Source organism: Streptomyces barringtoniae, from assembly GCF_020819595.1.
Classification (GTDB): domain Bacteria; phylum Actinomycetota; class Actinomycetes; order Streptomycetales; family Streptomycetaceae; genus Streptomyces; species Streptomyces barringtoniae.
On the sequence record NZ_JAJHNP010000003.1, the window covers coordinates 220,422 to 236,877 of the forward strand.

Sequence of the window (16,456 nt, forward strand, 5' to 3'; positions counted from 1 at the left end):
ACTGTAGGTGGCCGAGTCTCGAAGGAATGGTGCCGGACATCGCATGCGGGAAGCTCGTCGTGACTGATGAGGTGGCCGCGTGGACTTCTTGGCACTTCTCGGAATCGGGCTCCTCACCGGGGTGACCACCGTCTTGTTCGGGTTCGGCGGCGGATTCGTCGCGGTCCCGGTGGTGGTGTGGGCGAACGCACCCCTCGGCACGGACGCCATGCGGGTGGCGACGGCCACCTCGGCCCTGGTCATGCTGGTGAACGCGGCGTTCGCCACGGCCGTAACACCCCGGTCCGTCCTGGCCGCCCTGCGCGGCAGCGGCACGCTGCTGCTCCTGCTGGCGGCCGGCGCGGCGGGCGGCGCGCTCGCCGCCCACCACACCCCGCCGGGTCAGGCCCACTGGGGTTTTGTCGGGTACGTGGCTCTCACCATCGTCGACCTGCTCCTGCGCCCCGGCTTCCTGCGCCCCCGCGCACGGGTCGGAGGGGTACGCGAGGGGGCGGTCGAGGAGGCCCGTGGAGTGACGGTCGAGGAGAGCCGTCCGCTGCCGGCCGTGCTCGGCGCTCCGATCGGGGCGGTGGCTGCCTTCCTGGGTGTGGGCGGCAGCGTCATGACCGTCCCGGCGCTGCGCCGCGCCGGACATCCGATGCGGACGGCGACCGCACTCGCCAATCCCCTCACCCTCGCCATCGCCCTTCCCGCCACCGTGCTCTCCCTGGACGGCGACACGGGCGTCCTCGCCGCCGGCACACACCTGCACCTGGTCGGCCTCGTCGACCTGCGCGCCTCCGCGGCTCTGCTCGTCGGCGCCCTGCCCGTCATCGCGGTGCTGCGACGGCGCCCGCCCCGGATCCCGGACCGCGCCTACGCCTGGACCTATCTCGCGCTGCTCTGCGTGGTGGAGGCCGCGATGCTGCTCGCGGGCTAGGCGGGCGCAGGCCCTTCCGGGGCGCTGTCGTCAGGCTCCGTCGGACATCCCCTGCGCCTGTCGTCAGGATGCCCTCCGCTGCCGCCTGATCGGTTCTCCCACCCGGTGCATATGGGTGAGGGCCTCGCGGTAGGACCGGATCAGGCCGGTCTCGTGGTACGGCACGCCGATCTCCGCGCAGTACGCGCGGACGATGACCTGGGCCCGCCGCAGATGGGGTGTGGGCATGCTCGGGAACAGGTGGTGCTCGATCTGGTAGTTGAGCCCGCCGAGCAGCACATCGGTGAGCCGGCCGCCGCGTACGTTGCGGGAGGTGAGGACCTGGCGGCGCAGGAAGTCGGGGCGTTCGTCGCCGCTGAACGTGGGCATGCCCTTGTGGTTCGGTGCGAAGGTGCAGCCGAGGTAGACACCGAAGAGGCACTGGTGCACGAAGAGGAACGCGACCGCCTTGCCGGGCGAGAGCACCAGGAACAGCGCGGACACATAGGCCGCGAGGTGGAGCAGGAGCAGGCCGGCTTCCAGGAACCGGTGCTTCATGGCGGGCGAGCGCAGCGCCCGCAGGCTCGCGACATGCAGGTTGAAGCCCTCCAGGGTCAGCAGCGGGAAGAAGAGCCACGCCTGGTGTCCCCCGATGAGACGGGCGAGGCCACGGCTGTCGCGGGCCTGGGCGGTGGACCACACCAGGATGTCCGGGGCGACATCCGGGTCGAGTTCCTCGTGGTTGGGGTTGGCGTGGTGGCGGGTGTGCTTGTTCATCCACCAGCCGTAGCTCATGCCGATGCCGAGATTGCCGAAGAGCCGGCCCCATGTCTCGCTCGGCCGTCCACGCCGGAACACCTGACGGTGCGCCAGGTCATGTGCCACCAGGGCGACTTGGCCGAAGGCGAAGGCCAGGATGGCCGCCACCGCCAGCTGCCACCAGGTGTCGCCGAGCACGAGGAAGGCGCCCCAGCCCGCCGCCAGCAGCGCGGTCACCAGACCGAGCCGTGCCGTGTAGTAGCCGGGGCGCCGCCCCATCAGGCCCGCCTCGGTGATACGCCGGGACAGCCGCGCGAAGTCGCTGCCGCCTTTGGGGCCGGACGTACGGGCACGGGCGGCGGACGCCTCGGCGGCGGACGAGGCATGCGTGGAGATCGTCATGCGTCGAGTCTCGGCGCGCCCGTCCGGCCGGAACATCCGGTCAGGCCCCGACCCGATGGGGGGGCTTTCCCTACGGCACCCCAGGGTGTTGCCCCCCTGCCGAGCCGCTGACCTCAGGCTTCTCGGGAGGCCGACCCGGCGAGGAGTTCGAGCGTGTCGATCACGCGGTTGGAGAAGCCCCACTCGTTGTCGTACCAGGCGACCACCTTGATGTGCCGGCCGTCGACTCGGGTCAGGGCCGAGTCGAAGATCGACGAGGCCGGATTGCCGGTGATGTCGGAGGACACGAGCGGGTCGTCGGAGTACTCGAGGACGCCGGCGAGCGGTCCCTGTGCCGCGGCGCGGTACGCGGCCAGGACGTCGTCGCGGGTCACGTCACGCGCGACGGTCGTGTTGAGTTCGACGATCGAGCCCACCGGAACGGGCACACGGATCGAGTCGCCCGACAGCTTGCCGTCGAGGCCCGGCAGCACCAGGCCGATCGCCTTGGCCGCGCCCGTCGTCGTCGGCACGATGTTGACCGCGGCGGCGCGGGCACGGCGGGCGTCGCGGTGCGGACCGTCCTGCAGGTTCTGCTCCTGCGTGTAGGCGTGCACGGTCGTCATGAAACCGTGCTCGATCCCGGCGAGTTCGTCCAGCACTGCGGCCAGCGGCGCGAGCGCGTTGGTGGTGCAGGAGGCGTTCGAGACGATCGTGTGCAGGTCGGGTTCGTAGGCGTCGGTGTTGACCCCGTACGCGAGCGTGACGTCGGCTCCGTCGGACGGCGCGCTCACGAGCACCTTCTTCGCGCCGGCGTCGAGGTGCGCCCGGGCGGCCTTCGCCGAGGTGAAGCGGCCGGTCGCCTCCAGGACGATGTCCACGCCGAGGTCGGCCCACGGCAGCTGCGACGGCTCGCGCTCGGCGAGGACCGTGATGCGACGGCCGTCGACGACGAGGGCGTCTCCGTCGGCGGTCACGGGACGGCCGAGCCGGCCGGCCGTGCTGTCGTAGGCGAGCAGCCGTGCGAGGGTCGCGGGCTCCGTCAGGTCGTTCACGGCGACGACTTCGAGGGCGCTGCCGCGTTCGAGCAGAGCGCGCAGCACGTTGCGTCCGATACGGCCGAATCCGTTGATGGCAATGCGAGTCATGGGCGGTGTCCCTTCGGTTTCCCCTCGGCTCCCTCGGTTCCCCACCAGCGTCGCGTGCCGCCTTCGCGCATGACCGTGTCGAGAGCGCCATGGTTCGCAAGGATCGCGCCAGGGGCTACTCGCCCTGGGTGAAGGTGCGCCGGTATTCGCTCGGGGTGGTGCCGAGGATCTGCTGGAAGTGGGTCCGCAGATTGGTGCCGGTGCCGAGGCCGACGTCAGCGGCGATCTGCTCGATGCTGCGCTCGGAACGTTCGAGGAGCTCGCGGGCCAGGTCGACGCGGGCGCGCATCACCCACTGCATGGGCGTGTATCCGGTGTCCTCGACGAAGCGCCGGGAGAGGGTGCGCGGTGAGACCGCGGCGTGCCGGGCGAGCACCGTCAGGGTGAGGGGCTCGCCGAGGCGGTGCAGCGCCCACTCGCGGGTGGCGGCGAACCGTTCGCCCAGCGGCTCGGGCACGCTGCGCGGCACGTACTGGGCCTGGCCGCCGCTGCGGTAGGGGGCGGCGACCAGGCGCCGTGCCGCATGGTTGGACACGGCGACCCCGAGGTCCTTCCGCAGGATGTGCAGGCACAGGTCGATGCCGGAGGCGGCGCCGGCCGAAGTCAGCACGCTGCCCTCGTCGACGAAGAGCACGTTCTCGTCCACCCGGATCAGCGGGTGCTTCGCGGCGAGGGCCCGCGAGTAGTGCCAGTGCGTCGTCGCACGCTTGCCGTCGAGCAGTCCCGTGGCCGCGAGCGCGAAGGCCCCCGTCGAGATCGCGGCGAGCCGCGTGCCCCGGGCGTGGGCGGCGAGCAGCGCGTCGACGACGGACCGCGGCGGATCCTCCCGGTCCGGAAACCGGTATCCGGGGATGAAGACGATGTCCGCCCACGCGAGCGCGTCGAGCCCGTGGGCGACGTGGTACGACAGCCCGTCTCCGCCCGCGGCGAGCCCGGGCTGCGCCCCGCACACCCGTACCTCGTACGGCATGCTCGCCCGCGTCGTGAACACCTGGGCGGGGATCCCGACATCGAGCGGTTTGGCGCCTTCGAGCACCAGGACGGCGACGCGTCGCAGACGGGGGGACGGCACGGGACACAGGGTACGAGAAGCTCACGAGGCGTTCGCAGTCCTCCCCGTGCCTGCGGGTAGGTCTTCTCGGACGACGGGCGTACGACGGCGGGCCCCGTCGGAGCTGAACCGACGGGGCCCGCTGCCCAAGGTGTGCGGCCGCTGCGGCCGGTCAGTCCGTGCCGGACTCCATCGCGGCGCGGTCCAGGGCCGCGTCCTCCTCCGTGACTTCGCCACGGGAGGCGATCGCCTCGGCGCCGCCCTGCGGCATGGCGCCGATCAGGCCGGTGGAGGCGGCCTGGGCGGCGCCGATCAGGGCCGGGTGCTCGGTGCCGACCATGCCCAGCCCGGCGTACTGCTCCAGGCGCGCGCGGGAGTCGGCGATGTCCAGGTTGCGCATGGTGAGCTGGCCGATCCGGTCCGCGGGGCCGAACGCGGAGTCCTCGGTGCGCTCCATGGACAGCTTGTCCGGGTGGTAGCTGAACGCCGGGCCCGTGGTGTCGAGGATCGAGTAGTCCTCGCCGCGCCGCAGCCGCAGGGTCACCTCGCCGGTGACCGCGGCACCGACCCACCGCTGCAGCGACTCGCGGATCATCAGCGCCTGCGGGTCCAGCCAGCGGCCCTCGTACATGAGGCGGCCGAGCTTGCGGCCCTCGTTGTGGTACTGGGCGAGCGTGTCCTCGTTGTGGATCGCGTTGACCAGGCGCTCGTAGGCCGCGTGCAGCAGGGCCATGCCGGGCGCCTCGTAGATGCCGCGGCTCTTGGCCTCGATGATCCGGTTCTCGATCTGGTCCGACATGCCGAGCCCGTGCCGGCCGCCGATGGCGTTGGCCTCCATGACCAGCTCGACCGGCGAGGCGAACTCCTTGCCGTTGACCGTCACCGGGCGGCCCTGGTCGAAGCCGATCGTCACGTCCTCGGGGGCGATCTCGACCGAGGGGTCCCAGAACCGCACGCCCATGATCGGCTCGACGGTCTCGACCCCGGTGTCCAGGTGCTCCAGGGTCTTCGCCTCGTGGGTCGCGCCCCAGATGTTGGCGTCGGTCGAGTACGCCTTCTCCGTGCTGTCGCGGTACGGCAGGCCGTGCGCGAGCAGCCACTCGGACATCTCCTTGCGGCCGCCCAGCTCGGTCACGAAGTCGGAGTCCAGCCAGGGCTTGTAGATCCGCAGGTGCGGGTTGGCGAGCAGGCCGTAGCGGTAGAACCGCTCGATGTCGTTGCCCTTGAAGGTGGAGCCGTCGCCCCAGATCTGTACGTCGTCCTCGAGCATCGCCCGGACCAGGAGGGTGCCGGTGACGGCGCGGCCGAGGGGTGTGGTGTTGAAGTAGGCACGCCCGCCCGAGCGGATGTGGAACGCGCCGCAGGCGAGCGCGGCCAGCCCCTCCTCGACCAGGGCGGCACGGCAGTCGACCAGGCGCGCGATCTCGGCACCGTAGGCCGTCGCACGGCCGGGTACCGAGGCGATGTCGGGCTCGTCGTACTGGCCGATGTCGGCGGTGTAGGTGCACGGGACGGCGCCCTTGTCGCGCATCCACGCGACGGCGACCGAGGTGTCGAGGCCGCCGGAGAAGGCGATTCCGACGCGCTCGCCGACCGGAAGGGAAGTGAGGACCTTGGACATAGGAAGAGTATGCATCATTACGCATGCCCATGCATAGCCCGGATCCAACTTCTCGTACCCGGGTGGCGGCCGGAGGCGGACATCAAGCCGGCACCTGCCCGGAGGCCGGCGCGCATCGTCGGCGTGGCGTTCGATGACGTCGGTCTCACCCAGCGGGCACATGCCCGCCCGCGGCGACGGCGAGGGCGAATGCCTGCTCCACCGCGGCGGGGATGCCGGTGGCCGGGAACAGCGTGTGCCGTACGGTCCGGTCGGGAGCGACGACGAGGATCAGCCGCTTGATGCGCAGGTCCTGTGCGGCCCGGAAGCCGGCAGCCGCAGGCGCGCGGTGAGCTGGAGCTGGGCGTCGGACAGCAGGGGGAAGGGCAGGTCCTCGGACCGCGCGAAGGCGGCTTGCCCCTCGGGGGTCCGGGTGCTCACACCGTGGACGACGATGCCCGCCGCATCGAACTGCCGCCAGGCGGCGCGGAACTGGCGGTTCTCCAGGGTGCAGCCCGCACTGCCGGGGATCGGCGGCCCGACGAGGCCGGGCGGGACGCCGGGGATGCCGGGGATGCCGGGGATGCCGGGGATGCCGGGGATGCCGGCCGCAGGGTAGGGCGAACAGCACGGTCGGGCCGGGCGCGGCTGCCACGGGGTCGTGCGAGCGGCCGTCGGTTCCCGGCAGCCGGAGATCGAGGGGTACGGTCCCGCCGCGGAGCGAGGCGACCCGCTGGGCCTCGGCCCCGCGGTCGGGGGCCTCGCCGGTGAGCGTGCCGTCGCCGAATTCGACCTGGCCTTCATCGACGCCGACAAACCAGCCCACCCGGATTACCCGGAGTGGTCCCTCGAGCTCACCCGGCCCGGGAGCACCATCGTCGGCGACAACGTGGTCCGCGAGGGCGCGGTCACCGACGCGGTCAGCGAGGACCCGCGCGTGCATGGCGTGCGCCGCTTCACCGAACTCATCGCCGAGCAGCCGCTTGATCACCACCCTGCAGACGGTCGGAGCCAAGGACTACGACGGCTTCACCCTCGCCCTCGTCACCGAGTGAGCGACCGTCCGGCAGGACGACACCGCCCGCCGACGGCCATCGGGGACGCCGCCCCCCGGCAGGAAGGATCACCAGCCTGCCGAGGGCGTCGAGGTTCAGCTGCCGGTCAGCAGCCGTCGTACGACATATCCCGCGGAGTCCACGCCCGAGCTGCCGCCCTCGACGAGCGCGGCGACCGAGATGCGGGAGTTGTAGGCGGTCAGCCAGCCGTTGGTGTGGTCGCCCTCCTCCGCGGTGCCGGTCTTGGCGCCGACGCCCACCAGCCCGCCCAGACGCGGCGCCGCCGTACCGCTGGTGGCCACATTGCGCATCATCGACTGCAGATAGCCGGCCGTGCGGGCGGAGATGGGCCGGGACACCGTCTCCTGGTGCTGTCCCGGCAGGATGACCGGCTGCTCGAAGCCGGCGCCCCGGACGGTGGCCGCCACGGACGCCATGAACAGAGGCGTGGCGGTGACCTTGCCCTGGCCGATGAACTGGGCCGCCTGGTCGCCGCCCTGGACGTCCGGCGGAATGCTCGGGTCGGTGGTGGCGACTCCCCCGCCGATGGACCAGTTGCCCATGCCGAAGACGTTCACGGCCTCGTCGTTCAGCGCCGAGGCGTCGCCGCCGTGCACGAGGTGGTGGAAACCGTCCTTGATGAAGGAGGTGTTGCACGACACCGTGAACGCCTGGGCCAGGGAGGAGCCGGGGTTGGCCCGCACGCCGGAGTCGTTGTGGAACAGCTGGCTGTTGGCCATCAGCGAGTCCGTGCACGGCGCCGGACTGCTCGGCGTGAGACCTGCCTTGTCGAAGAGGGCCGCGGAGGTGATGATCTTCATCGTGGAGCCGGGGGACTTGATGCCGTTGATGGCGATGTCGCCGTCGTCGCCCGAGTGCGCGATCGCCAGGATGTGGCCGTTGCGCCAGTCCAGTGCCACGGTACCGGCGGGCTTCTGCTGAAGGTGGTCGTCCTTCACCGCGCGCTCGGCCACTGTCTGGAGGCCGGCGTCGATGGTCGTCCTGACGACCGCGGGGCGGCCCTTGGAGAAGACCTTCAGCGTCTTCACGCCCGCGCCCTCGGCGTCGACGACGGCCACGCCCGTTCCGGGGGTACCGCCCGTGGGCTTCGCGTTCTTGGCGATCGTGGCCGCGATGTCCCGCAGTGACGCGAAGCCGGACAGGTCGGTCCTGCCGTCGCTCGCCGCGACCTTCGTACCGCCCGCGCCGGCCGGCAGCTTGCCCGCGGTCAGCGACTGGCCGTCCCCCAGGCCCGGATAGAGCACCGAGTTGTTCCAGTGAACGGCCGTGCGACCGTTCGTGCTCTTGAGCACGGCCACCGCGCTCGGGTAGCTCCAGGTGCCGCCCGCGACCTGGGCGGTCACGTCGAAGGTGACCTTGGTGGCACCCGGCGTCACCGACGAGGGGCCCGCCGACACGATGTGACCGAACGACAGCTTCTTCAGGTGCAGGCCGTCGGCGTAGTCCCGCAGCGCCTGCGAGGCCGTACCCGGTACGTCGGTGTCGCCTGCCGCGCCGTCGAGGCCCTGCCGGGACCAGCCGTCCAGGAAGGCGCGGGCCCGCTTCACCGCCTCGGCGTCCGACGGGGGTGTACTCGACAGCGCCGACGGGTCGAAAGCGCGCGCATCCCGGGAGTCCGCGTCACCAGCCGAGCCCGAGGCCAGGCCGTGCAGGATGTTGTAGGTACCGATTCCCCCGAGGGCGAGCAGCGCGGTGCAGGTACCGGCGAGGCCGATCTTCACAGCTCTGTTCATACGCAGGATCGTATGTATGTTGCACGAACGAGTGTGCCGATTTCCGGTAGATCGTTATCGGAACGTCAAGGTGCCCGGGGCGGCGCCCCACGAGCCGCTACCCAAGGGGGCGACCTGACAGCAACACCCCCATACATCGGATGTGTTCACCAGCGACAGTTGACCAACTCATTGACACGCACGTCAGCCATCCCTACGTTCCCCGATACACCCGATGTTTCGATGAACCGTCAGGTTTGGAGGGCAACGATGACCTCGCAGCCGGAGAAACGCTCGCCGGTTCCCCGCAGATCCGTACTCGGTACCGCGCTGGGCGGGGCGGCGGTGGCGGCGCTGCCCGGGACGGCCCGGGCGGCGCAGTCCGAAGGGACGGGGCCGTCCGGCGGCGCCGGGTCGACCGGCCAAGGAGCCGGGCGGCCCTGGAGACTCCGCGACACCATGACCTCCGACAGCGCGTGGGAAGGGTTCCTGCGCGGCCAGGACCTGCTGTGGACCAGGCTGCCGACGCTCTGGTACGAGGGCCCGTTCCTCGGGGACGGGCTGCTCGGCAGCATGGTCTACCAGGAGCCGGGGCCCAACCGGATCCGCTTCACCGTGCAGCACGGTCGCGTCCAGGACCACCGGCCCGAGTTCGGCAGCGGCTGGGGCACCTGCCGGCTCCCGGTCGGACATCTCACGCTCGACCCGGCCGGCACCATCACCGCCGTCGACTGGCGGCTGAGCCTGTGGAACGCCGAACTCACCGGCACCGTCACCACCACCGCCGGCACCCTCACCCTCTCCGCGCTCATCCACGACGAGGTCTTCGCCGCCCGCGTGACGGCGGCCGGCGGCGAGAAGGTCACCTGGACGTTCCACCCCGAGGACGCCATCAGCCCCCGCAAGATCCAGGAGGCCCCGCCCGCCGGATACACCGCCAACCCTCCCTGGACCACCCGGACCACCGCCGACGACACCGCCCAGGTGCTCCAGCCGCTGACCGGCGGCGGCCGGACCGTGACGTCCTACCGCCGCTCCGGCGACGACCTCCTGCTGAGCGTCGGCCACAGCTTCCCCTCGTCCGCCGCCGCCGAGGCCGACTCGCTGCGCAACCTCCGGCGCGCGCCGTCGTACGACGTCCTGCGGCGCCGGCACACCGGCTGGTGGCACGCGTTCTACCGGAAGAGCTTCGTGTCGTTCCCCGACCAGCGGCTGCAGAGCTTCCACTGGATCCAGCTCTACAAGGTCGCCTCCGCCAGCCGCACGGGCGGCCCCGTGATGGCCACCTCCGGGCCGTGGCTGGAGCCCACCCCCTGGCCGGCGGTCTGGTGGAACCTCAACGTCCAGCTGGAGTACTGGCTCATCCAGGGCTTCAACCACCCCGAACTCGACTCGCTGGCCAGCACGTTGCGCCAGAACCAGGAGCAGCTCACCGCCAACGTCCCCGCGGCCTACCGCTCGGACGGCTCCGGCATCGGACGCAGCTCCGACATGTTCTGCAACCGCGAGGTGGGACAACCGGGCACCGGAGCCGAGACCGGCGACCTCACCTGGGCGCTGCACAACGTGTGGCTGTCGTACCGGCACTCCATGGACACGTCCCTGCTGCGCGACACGATCTACCCCCTACTGCGCCGGACGATCAACTACTACCTGCACTTCCTCGCCCCGGGCAGCGACGGCAAGCTCCATCTGCCGAGCACGCTCTCACCGGAATATCCCGTGGTGCCGCCGCAGGACACCAACTACGACCTGGCCCTGATCCGCTGGGGCTGCCAGACGCTCCTGGACTCGGCGCACCTGCTGGGAATCGACGACGAGTCGAAGCCGCGCTGGCAGGAGGTGCTGGCCCGGCTCACGCCGTACCCGGTCGACGACAACGGCTTCATGATCGGCGCCGACACCCCGTACGCCCAGTCGCACCGGCACTACTCGCACCTGCTGATGGTGTACCCGCTCCACCTCGTCAACTGGGACCAGCCCGAGAACCGCGACCTGATCATCAAGTCGGTGGTCCACTGGCACGCGCTGACCGGAGCCCACCGGGGCTACAGCTACACCGGCGCCGCCTCGATCTACGCGCTGACGGGGGACGGCGACACCGCGATCGGCTACCTGCGGAAGTTCTTCGACCCCAGCACCCGGTACCCGTGCCGCGCCAACACCCACTACACCGAGGCCGGTCCGGTGATCGAGACGCCGCTGTCCGCCTCGCAGTCCCTGCACGACATGTTCTGCCAGAGCTGGGGCGGCGTCGTCCGGGTCTTCCCGGCCGTTCCGTCCGCCTGGAAGGACGTGACCCTGCACAACTTCCGCACCCAGGGCGCCTTCCTGGTCAGTGCCGTGCGCGAGGCGGGGGCCACCCGGTTCATCCGGGTCAGAAGTCTGGCGGGCGAGCCGCTGCGGCTCCGGCACGGCCTGAGCGGGCCCCTCACCGCGGTGCTCGACGACGGCACCCCGGCCCACACCGGAGACCTGGGCGACGGCACCCTCGCCATCGACCTGCCCAAGGGCCGCGAGGTGCTCGTGCACTCCGGTTCCCGGCCCGACCTCGTCATCGCCCCCGTCGCCGTCAGCGAGCCGGGCCCGGCGTGGGGCCTGCCGTAACCGCCGTCCGGAAGGGGAGGGTTCCATGGCTGTTCCACTGACCAGAGCAAGATCCGTGGTCGCCGCGCTCTGCGCCGGGCTCGCGGCCACGCTCCTCGCGACCGTGCCCGCGCGGGCCGAGCAGCACGCGCGCACCTGGGCCGTGTCCGAGGCGACGCACGCACCCCGCGCCCGAATATCCCTGGACGACACCACCGGCACGCTGTCCCTGTCGGTGTCCCGCGAGGGCCGTACCGTCGTCGAGCCGTCGCCCCTCGGCATCGTCACCGAACAGGCCGACCTGTCACAGGGGTTGCGCTTCGTGCGCCGCAAGGACCGTACGATCGGGGAGCGTTACCGGACGAAGTCCGGAAAGCGGCTCGACCGCAGGGTCCAGATGCACGAGACCCGGCTGTCCTTCGCCTCCGGCGCCGGCGCCCGCCTCGACCTCGTGGTCCGCGCCTCCGCCGACGGCGTCGCCTACCGGTACGTCCTGCCCTCCGGGTACGGCGACGTCGTCGGCGAGACCTCCGCTTTCAACCTGCCGCCGGACGCGAGCGCCTGGCTCGGCACCTACCGGGTGGACAACGAGGGCCAGTTCAACGAGTACACCGCCGCGACCGCCCCCACCGGCGAGTACTCCGACCAGGCCCTCTTCGCCACCGACGGCGGCTACGCCCTGCTCGCCGAGTCCGACCTCACCGGCACCTACTCCGGCGCCCGGCTCGCCCACACCCAGGGCACCGGCACCTACCGCATCAAGCTCGCCGACGACCGCGTCCACACCGACGGGCCCCTCACCACCCCCTGGCGGGCCTTGATCACCGGTGACCTCGCCACCGTCACCGGGTCCACCTTCACCGACGACCTGGCCCCCGCGTCCCAGGTCTCCGACACCTCCTGGATCCGCCCCGGAACCGTGCTGTGGACCTGGCTCGCCGGCGGCCGCGCGGCCGGCCAGAGCCTCGCCGCGCAGGAGGCGTACGTCGACTACGCCGCCGAGCGGCACTGGCCGTACGAAGCCGTCGACGCCGGCTGGTACTTCAGGTCCGACGCGTGGGACACCACCGATCCCGACTGGCAGACGGACAGCTGGCTTCCCCAGCTCGTGGACCACGCACGCGCCAAGGGCGTCGGGATCGTCGTCTGGATCCACCAGCGCGACCTCGACACACCCGAGGAACGCGCCCAGTGGCTCCCCACGCTGGAGCGGTGGGGCGTCAAGGGAGTCAAGATCGACTTCATGAACTCGGAGTCGCAGTCGATGCTCCAGTGGTACGACACGATCCTCCGGGAGACGGCCGCCCACCACCTCATGGTCGACTTCCATGGCTCCACGATCCCCAAGGGCATCCAGCGCGCCTGGCCGCAGGTGATGACCATGGAGGGTGTCGGCGGCGAGGAGAAGCGCACCAACACCGCCGTCCACCTCACCACCCTGCCCTTCACCCGGAACGTCATCGGCTCCATGGACTTCACGCCGGGCGGCTTCCAGCGCGTCGGCCGGCGCCCGGATTCCGACGCGGCCGAGGTCGGACTCACCGTCGCCTACGAGTCGGGGCTCCAGATGTTCGCGGGCACACCCGAGGCGTACGACGCCCGGCCGCTCGCCCGAGGCTTCCTCGAACAGGTCCCGGCGGCCTGGGACGACACCCGGCTGCTCGCCGGCCGCCCCGGGCAGGAGGCCGTCCTCGCCCGGCGCAGCGGCGACCGCTGGTTCCTCGGCGGGGTGTACGCGGGTGGCGCCCGCACGGCCGAGGTACCGCTGCGGATCGGACCTGGACGGTGGCTGGTCGAGACGATCCGGGACGGCGCCGACGGACTCGTCCAGGACCGGCAGGTACTGCGCGGCGGTGACACGTTCAGCGTGGGCATCACCGCGAACGGCGGTTTCGCGGGCATCGCCTGCCCCTGGCACCCCGGCATCACCACCTGTTACCGCTGACCCCTCGCGCCCGAGCGGCCGAACTGCCCTGCGCCGACAGGGCGGTTCGGCCGCACGCACGACCGGGACGGGCAAACACCTGCTGCCGTGCGGCGCCTAGACGCCCGAGGTCACGGCCTTGAGCTCGGTCAGTGACTCCCGGATCAGCTGCCGCATCGCGCGTTCCTCGCCCGGTGCGATCCAGCGTTCGAAGGCGACCTTGAAGACGGCGACCGCAGCCTCGGCGGCCAGGCTCGCGGTGGGCTCCGCGAGGCCACGGCCGCGCAACGTGTCGACGAGCGCGGCCGCCAACGACGCGAGCTTGATCAGCTCGCGCTCCTGGAGTTCCGCGTTCGCCGTGATCACGGCGTGCCGCCGGCGCGCGAACTCGCGTCGGTCGGCGAACATCTCGGCGACGGCGTCGAGCCCCACCGTCAGGGCGTCGAGCGGGACCGCGGCCCGCGGAGCGTCCGCGACCGCCCGGACGAACAGATCCTCCAGCTCACCGGCGCCGGCGAAGAGCACCTCGCGCTTGTCGGCGTAGTGCCGGAAGAAGGTCCGCTCCGTGAGCCCGGCCCGCTTGGCGATCTCCGCCACGGTGGTCTGCTCGTACCCGTGCTCGGCGTAGAGCTCCAGTGCGGCCTTCGCCAGGCGTCCGCGCGCGTCCGGCTCCCATCTACCCATGCCGAGATCTTACGTGATGACAGAGACTGACATCAGGTGTAGCGTCTATGACAGTCACTGACATCGAAAGGTCTGGGGTCTCCTCATGCGCATCTTCGTCACCGGCGCTTCCGGCTGGATCGGATCCGCCGTCGTACCCGAGCTCCTCGAAGCCGGTCACCAGGTCGTCGGGCTCGCCCGCTCCGACGCCTCCGCCGCCGCGCTCGTCGCGGCGGGCGCGGAGGTCGTCCGCGGCACCGTCGACGATCTCGACCTGCTGCGGGACGCGGCCGCCGCGTCGGACGGGGTGATCCACCTCGCCTTCAAGCACGACATCGCCTTCAGCGGCGACTTCCAGGGCGCCGCCGAGGCCGACCGTCGCGCCGTCGACGTCTTCGGCGAGGCGCTCGCCGGCAGCGACCGGCCCTTCGTCCTCGCCTCCGGCCTGGCCGGTCTCACATCCGGGCGGGTGGCGACCGAACAGGACATGGCCGCGTTCGACGGGTCGCCGATCTCGATCCGCGCCGCCACCGCACAGGAGGTGCTGGCGTTCGCCTCGCGCGGCATCCGCTCCTCCGTCGTACGGCTCTCGCCGACCTGTCACGGCGAGGGGGACAACGGATTCATGGCGACACTGGTCGCCATCGCCCACGAGAAGGGCGTCTCCGGCTACATCGGCGACGGCGCCAACCGCTGGCCGGCCGTCCACCGCCTCGACGCCGCGCATCTGTTCCGCCTCGCGGTCGAGCAGGCCCCGGCCGGATCGGTGCTGCACGGGGTCGCGGAGGAGGGCGTCGCGATCCGTGACGTCGCCGAGGTGATCGGCCGGCACCTCGACGTGCCGGTGGTCTCCGTGGCACCCGAGGCGGCGGCCGGGCACTTCGGCTGGCTGGCCGGCTTCATCGGCCTCGACCTGCCGGCGTCGAGCACGCTCACACGTGAACTGCTGGGCTGGAAGCCGACCCAGCCGGGCCTCCTCGAAGACCTGGCGAAGGGATACTCCCGCTCCCCTGCCGTCGGCGCCTGACGGAACTCCGCCGACCGGGGGACTCCGGTACTCGGCAGCCCCCGGGGGGACTCCGGTACTCGGCCCCCCGGGGGGACTCCGGTCCGGGCCGAAGGGGCGCAACGCCGGGCCTCCTACGTCCGGGGACGGGCGATCGGCACATCGCCGGGCTCGGCAGCCCGGGCGTACACGCCGATCGCCACCGGGCCGGCGCCTCCGACGGCCGCCCGGGCGTCCCCCGCCGACAGGAACGCGTCGGCGTCGGCACGACACTCGGTGCGGAGCAGCCGCCGGGCCTCGCGGCGTTCGGATATCTGACGGTGAGACATCGGTCCCGGACCGAGGGGCGGGCAGAGGGACGGGTGGGAGGCGGAGTCAGAAGTCCCGGGGCTGAAGGCCGGCCAGGCCCGTGTCGCGCATGATGCGCTCGACCGTCTCCGGCAGGGAGCTGTCGGCGCCGATGACCGTCTCCGCTCCCCCTGGCAGCAGGTCGCGCTGCCGGTACCACTCCCACAGGTCGGCCTCGCTCACGTGGTCGGCGATCGGCTTGGTCGCGTGGCGGGCGAGGGTCTCGTCGAACGGCACGTCGAGGTAGTAGCCGTAGGTGGGCCCCCGGTGGTCGGCGCGCAGCCGGGCGAGCATGTCCCCGTAGCGGTCGGCGTACAGGATGCCCTCGACGATCACGTGATATCCGGCGTCCAGGGCATAGCGGGCCACCATGTCGATCAGGCCGATGTTCGCCGCTCCCGGCCGGTCCCGCTCACGCAGCACGATCCGGCGCAGGTTGTCCTGTTCCACGAGGGCCAGCCCGCGGCCGAACCGGTCGCGGACACCCGCCGCGACGGAGGACTTGCCCGAGGCGCTGTTGCCGCGCAGCACCACGAGCCGGGTCTGTTCGGTACCGACTCCCATCTGGCGCAGGGTACCGGCAGCGCCGTCCGAGGCCGGGTGTCACCAGTCGACGTGTGCGGTGATCCATGCGGCCAAGCCGTCTTCGTCGCCCGCCGGGGGCAGTTCCGGACCGCAGGCGAGTGGCGTGCAGGACAGTTGCAGATGGGTGAGGTAGCCGTACGGGCCGTTGTCGGCCGACGGCCCGAGCACGAGGGCGTGGGTGGGAGTGCGCCAGATGCGATGTGTCAGCGCGGGCCCGGTGACGACGGTGGCGGACGACACGACCGTCCGCGCGGCGGCCGCGCCCAGGCACTGGGTCACGGCCTGTGCCGCCTGGGCGAGGACGGCCTCGCAGTCCTGGTCCGTGCACGGTTCCTGGGTGGTCCAGCCGGGCAGTTGCCGCCAGCCGTCCAGATGGCCGGACATCCACGGGCCGTTGGCCTTGGCCTCATCGTCCGGGTCGACGGGGTACATCTCGCCGAAGACGAGGAAGTACCGTGCGTCGAGGCTTCCGAACGGGCTGAGGCCGTCACTGCACAACACATACTGGTCGGCGGTGCGGAAGGAGTCGCAGACCAGTTCGTGCTCCCAGCTCCAGCCGCGACGCACTGTCTCCTCGTCAACGGCATCCACGTCTTCGGGGACGTACGGCACGAAGGGCAGCGCGACGAACTCGGCGACGGCCTCGACGGTCAAGGGGCGGTGCGCGAGGACGTGGACGGGTATCGGCATGTGGATCACTCTAGGAGCGGCGGCGGCCG

At 71.6% G+C, this 16,456-nt stretch carries 14 protein-coding genes and 1 pseudogene; 5 read left to right on the top strand and 10 right to left on the bottom strand.

From position 1 onward, the window contains the following. The first annotated feature begins 79 nt into the window (after nucleotides 1-79). Entirely contained in the window at nucleotides 80-919 is an 840-nt protein-coding gene (locus LMU33_RS05865; RefSeq protein WP_228617946.1) for a sulfite exporter TauE/SafE family protein, read from the top strand. 63 nt (nucleotides 920-982) lie between these two features. Here the strand turns inward: LMU33_RS05865 and LMU33_RS05870 are convergent, their stop codons facing one another. From LMU33_RS05870 to LMU33_RS05890, 5 genes are all read right to left on the bottom strand, one after another. Continuing rightward, a complete protein-coding gene (locus LMU33_RS05870) occupies nucleotides 983-2,059 on the bottom strand; it encodes a fatty acid desaturase family protein (RefSeq protein ID WP_228617948.1) in 1,077 nt (358 codons plus the stop codon). 113 nt (nucleotides 2,060-2,172) lie between these two features. Continuing rightward, the gene (gap, locus tag LMU33_RS05875; RefSeq protein WP_228617950.1) at nucleotides 2,173-3,186 is read right to left on the bottom strand and encodes a type I glyceraldehyde-3-phosphate dehydrogenase; all 1,014 of its coding nucleotides are present in this window, start codon (nucleotides 3,184-3,186) and stop codon (nucleotides 2,173-2,175) included. Nucleotides 3,187-3,301: 115 nt separating this feature from the next. After that, a complete protein-coding gene (locus tag LMU33_RS05880; protein ID WP_228617951.1) occupies nucleotides 3,302-4,258 on the bottom strand; it encodes a GlxA family transcriptional regulator in 957 nt (318 codons plus the stop codon). A gap of 151 nt (nucleotides 4,259-4,409) precedes the next feature. After that, nucleotides 4,410-5,858 (bottom strand): argininosuccinate synthase, encoded by a 1,449-nt coding sequence (gene argG, locus LMU33_RS05885; protein ID WP_228617953.1) that lies wholly within the window; start codon nucleotides 5,856-5,858, stop codon nucleotides 4,410-4,412. A 270-nt stretch (nucleotides 5,859-6,128) separates the two neighbouring features. Further along, a complete protein-coding gene (locus LMU33_RS05890; protein WP_228617954.1) occupies nucleotides 6,129-6,641 on the bottom strand; it encodes a redoxin domain-containing protein in 513 nt (170 codons plus the stop codon). Between LMU33_RS05890 and LMU33_RS41905 the strand changes: the two are divergent. Next, nucleotides 6,640-6,759 (top strand): annotated as a pseudogene (locus tag LMU33_RS41905) (methyltransferase); the annotation flags it as partial. The gene LMU33_RS05890 and the pseudogene LMU33_RS41905 sit on opposite strands and share 2 nt — an antisense overlap. 228 nt (nucleotides 6,760-6,987) lie before the next feature. Here LMU33_RS41905 and LMU33_RS05900 read toward each other — a convergent pair. Next, on the bottom strand, nucleotides 6,988-8,646 hold the full coding sequence (locus LMU33_RS05900; RefSeq protein WP_228617956.1) for a penicillin-binding transpeptidase domain-containing protein: 1,659 nt from the start codon (nucleotides 8,644-8,646) through the stop codon (nucleotides 6,988-6,990). A gap of 249 nt (nucleotides 8,647-8,895) precedes the next feature. Between LMU33_RS05900 and LMU33_RS05905 the strand changes: the two genes are divergently transcribed. Both LMU33_RS05905 and LMU33_RS05910 read left to right on the top strand, forming a co-directional pair. Next, nucleotides 8,896-11,232: a glycosyl hydrolase family 95 catalytic domain-containing protein gene (locus tag LMU33_RS05905; protein WP_228617958.1), complete on the top strand. Its 2,337-nt coding sequence runs from the start codon at nucleotides 8,896-8,898 to the stop codon at nucleotides 11,230-11,232. 25 nt (nucleotides 11,233-11,257) lie between these two features. Further along, the gene (locus tag LMU33_RS05910; RefSeq protein WP_228617960.1) at nucleotides 11,258-13,156 is read left to right on the top strand and encodes a glycoside hydrolase family 97 protein; all 1,899 of its coding nucleotides are present in this window, start codon (nucleotides 11,258-11,260) and stop codon (nucleotides 13,154-13,156) included. Nucleotides 13,157-13,252: 96 nt separating this feature from the next. Here LMU33_RS05910 and LMU33_RS05915 read toward each other — a convergent pair whose 3' ends face one another. Next, nucleotides 13,253-13,819 carry a TetR/AcrR family transcriptional regulator gene (locus LMU33_RS05915; protein ID WP_228617961.1) on the bottom strand — a complete coding sequence of 189 codons (567 nt, stop codon included), beginning with the start codon at nucleotides 13,817-13,819 and terminating at the stop codon, nucleotides 13,253-13,255. 85 nt (nucleotides 13,820-13,904) lie between these two features. On the opposite strand from LMU33_RS05915, the gene LMU33_RS05920 reads away from it, so the two are divergent. After that, complete coding sequence (locus LMU33_RS05920) at nucleotides 13,905-14,825, top strand: SDR family oxidoreductase (RefSeq protein ID WP_228617963.1); 921 nt, start codon at nucleotides 13,905-13,907, stop codon at nucleotides 14,823-14,825. Nucleotides 14,826-14,938: 113 nt separating this feature from the next. On the opposite strand, the gene LMU33_RS05925 is transcribed toward LMU33_RS05920, so the two are convergent. From LMU33_RS05925 to LMU33_RS05935, 3 genes are read right to left on the bottom strand one after another with little or no spacing between them, the layout of a single operon-like run. Further along, a complete protein-coding gene (locus tag LMU33_RS05925) occupies nucleotides 14,939-15,133 on the bottom strand; it encodes a hypothetical protein (RefSeq protein WP_228617965.1) in 195 nt (64 codons plus the stop codon). A 46-nt stretch (nucleotides 15,134-15,179) separates the two neighbouring features. Continuing rightward, a complete protein-coding gene (locus LMU33_RS05930; protein WP_228617967.1) occupies nucleotides 15,180-15,716 on the bottom strand; it encodes a P-loop NTPase family protein in 537 nt (178 codons plus the stop codon). Between the two features lie 39 nt (nucleotides 15,717-15,755). After that, entirely contained in the window at nucleotides 15,756-16,427 is a 672-nt protein-coding gene (locus LMU33_RS05935) for a hypothetical protein (RefSeq protein WP_228617968.1), read from the bottom strand. Between the last annotated feature and the right edge of the window lie 29 nt (nucleotides 16,428-16,456).

Bases quoted from the DNA above. Each gene is read 5' to 3' on its own strand.
- LMU33_RS05870 (WP_228617948.1), bottom strand. From the start codon at position 2,059: ATGACGATCTCCACGCATGCCTCGTCCGCCGCCGAGGCGTCCGCCGCC.
- gap (WP_228617950.1), bottom strand. From the start codon at position 3,186: ATGACTCGCATTGCCATCAACGGATTCGGCCGTATCGGACGCAACGTG.
- argG (WP_228617953.1), bottom strand. From the start codon at position 5,858: ATGTCCAAGGTCCTCACTTCCCTTCCGGTCGGCGAGCGCGTCGGAATC.
- LMU33_RS05890 (WP_228617954.1), bottom strand. From the start codon at position 6,641: ATGAAGGCCAGGTCGAATTCGGCGACGGCACGCTCACCGGCGAGGCCC.
- LMU33_RS05900 (WP_228617956.1), bottom strand. From the start codon at position 8,646: ATGAACAGAGCTGTGAAGATCGGCCTCGCCGGTACCTGCACCGCGCTG.
- LMU33_RS05905 (WP_228617958.1), top strand. From the start codon at position 8,896: ATGACCTCGCAGCCGGAGAAACGCTCGCCGGTTCCCCGCAGATCCGTA.
- LMU33_RS05910 (WP_228617960.1), top strand. From the start codon at position 11,258: ATGGCTGTTCCACTGACCAGAGCAAGATCCGTGGTCGCCGCGCTCTGC.
- LMU33_RS05915 (WP_228617961.1), bottom strand. From the start codon at position 13,819: ATGGGTAGATGGGAGCCGGACGCGCGCGGACGCCTGGCGAAGGCCGCA.
- LMU33_RS05920 (WP_228617963.1), top strand. From the start codon at position 13,905: ATGCGCATCTTCGTCACCGGCGCTTCCGGCTGGATCGGATCCGCCGTC.
- LMU33_RS05925 (WP_228617965.1), bottom strand. From the start codon at position 15,133: ATGTCTCACCGTCAGATATCCGAACGCCGCGAGGCCCGGCGGCTGCTC.
- LMU33_RS05930 (WP_228617967.1), bottom strand. From the start codon at position 15,716: ATGGGAGTCGGTACCGAACAGACCCGGCTCGTGGTGCTGCGCGGCAAC.
- LMU33_RS05935 (WP_228617968.1), bottom strand. From the start codon at position 16,427: ATGCCGATACCCGTCCACGTCCTCGCGCACCGCCCCTTGACCGTCGAG.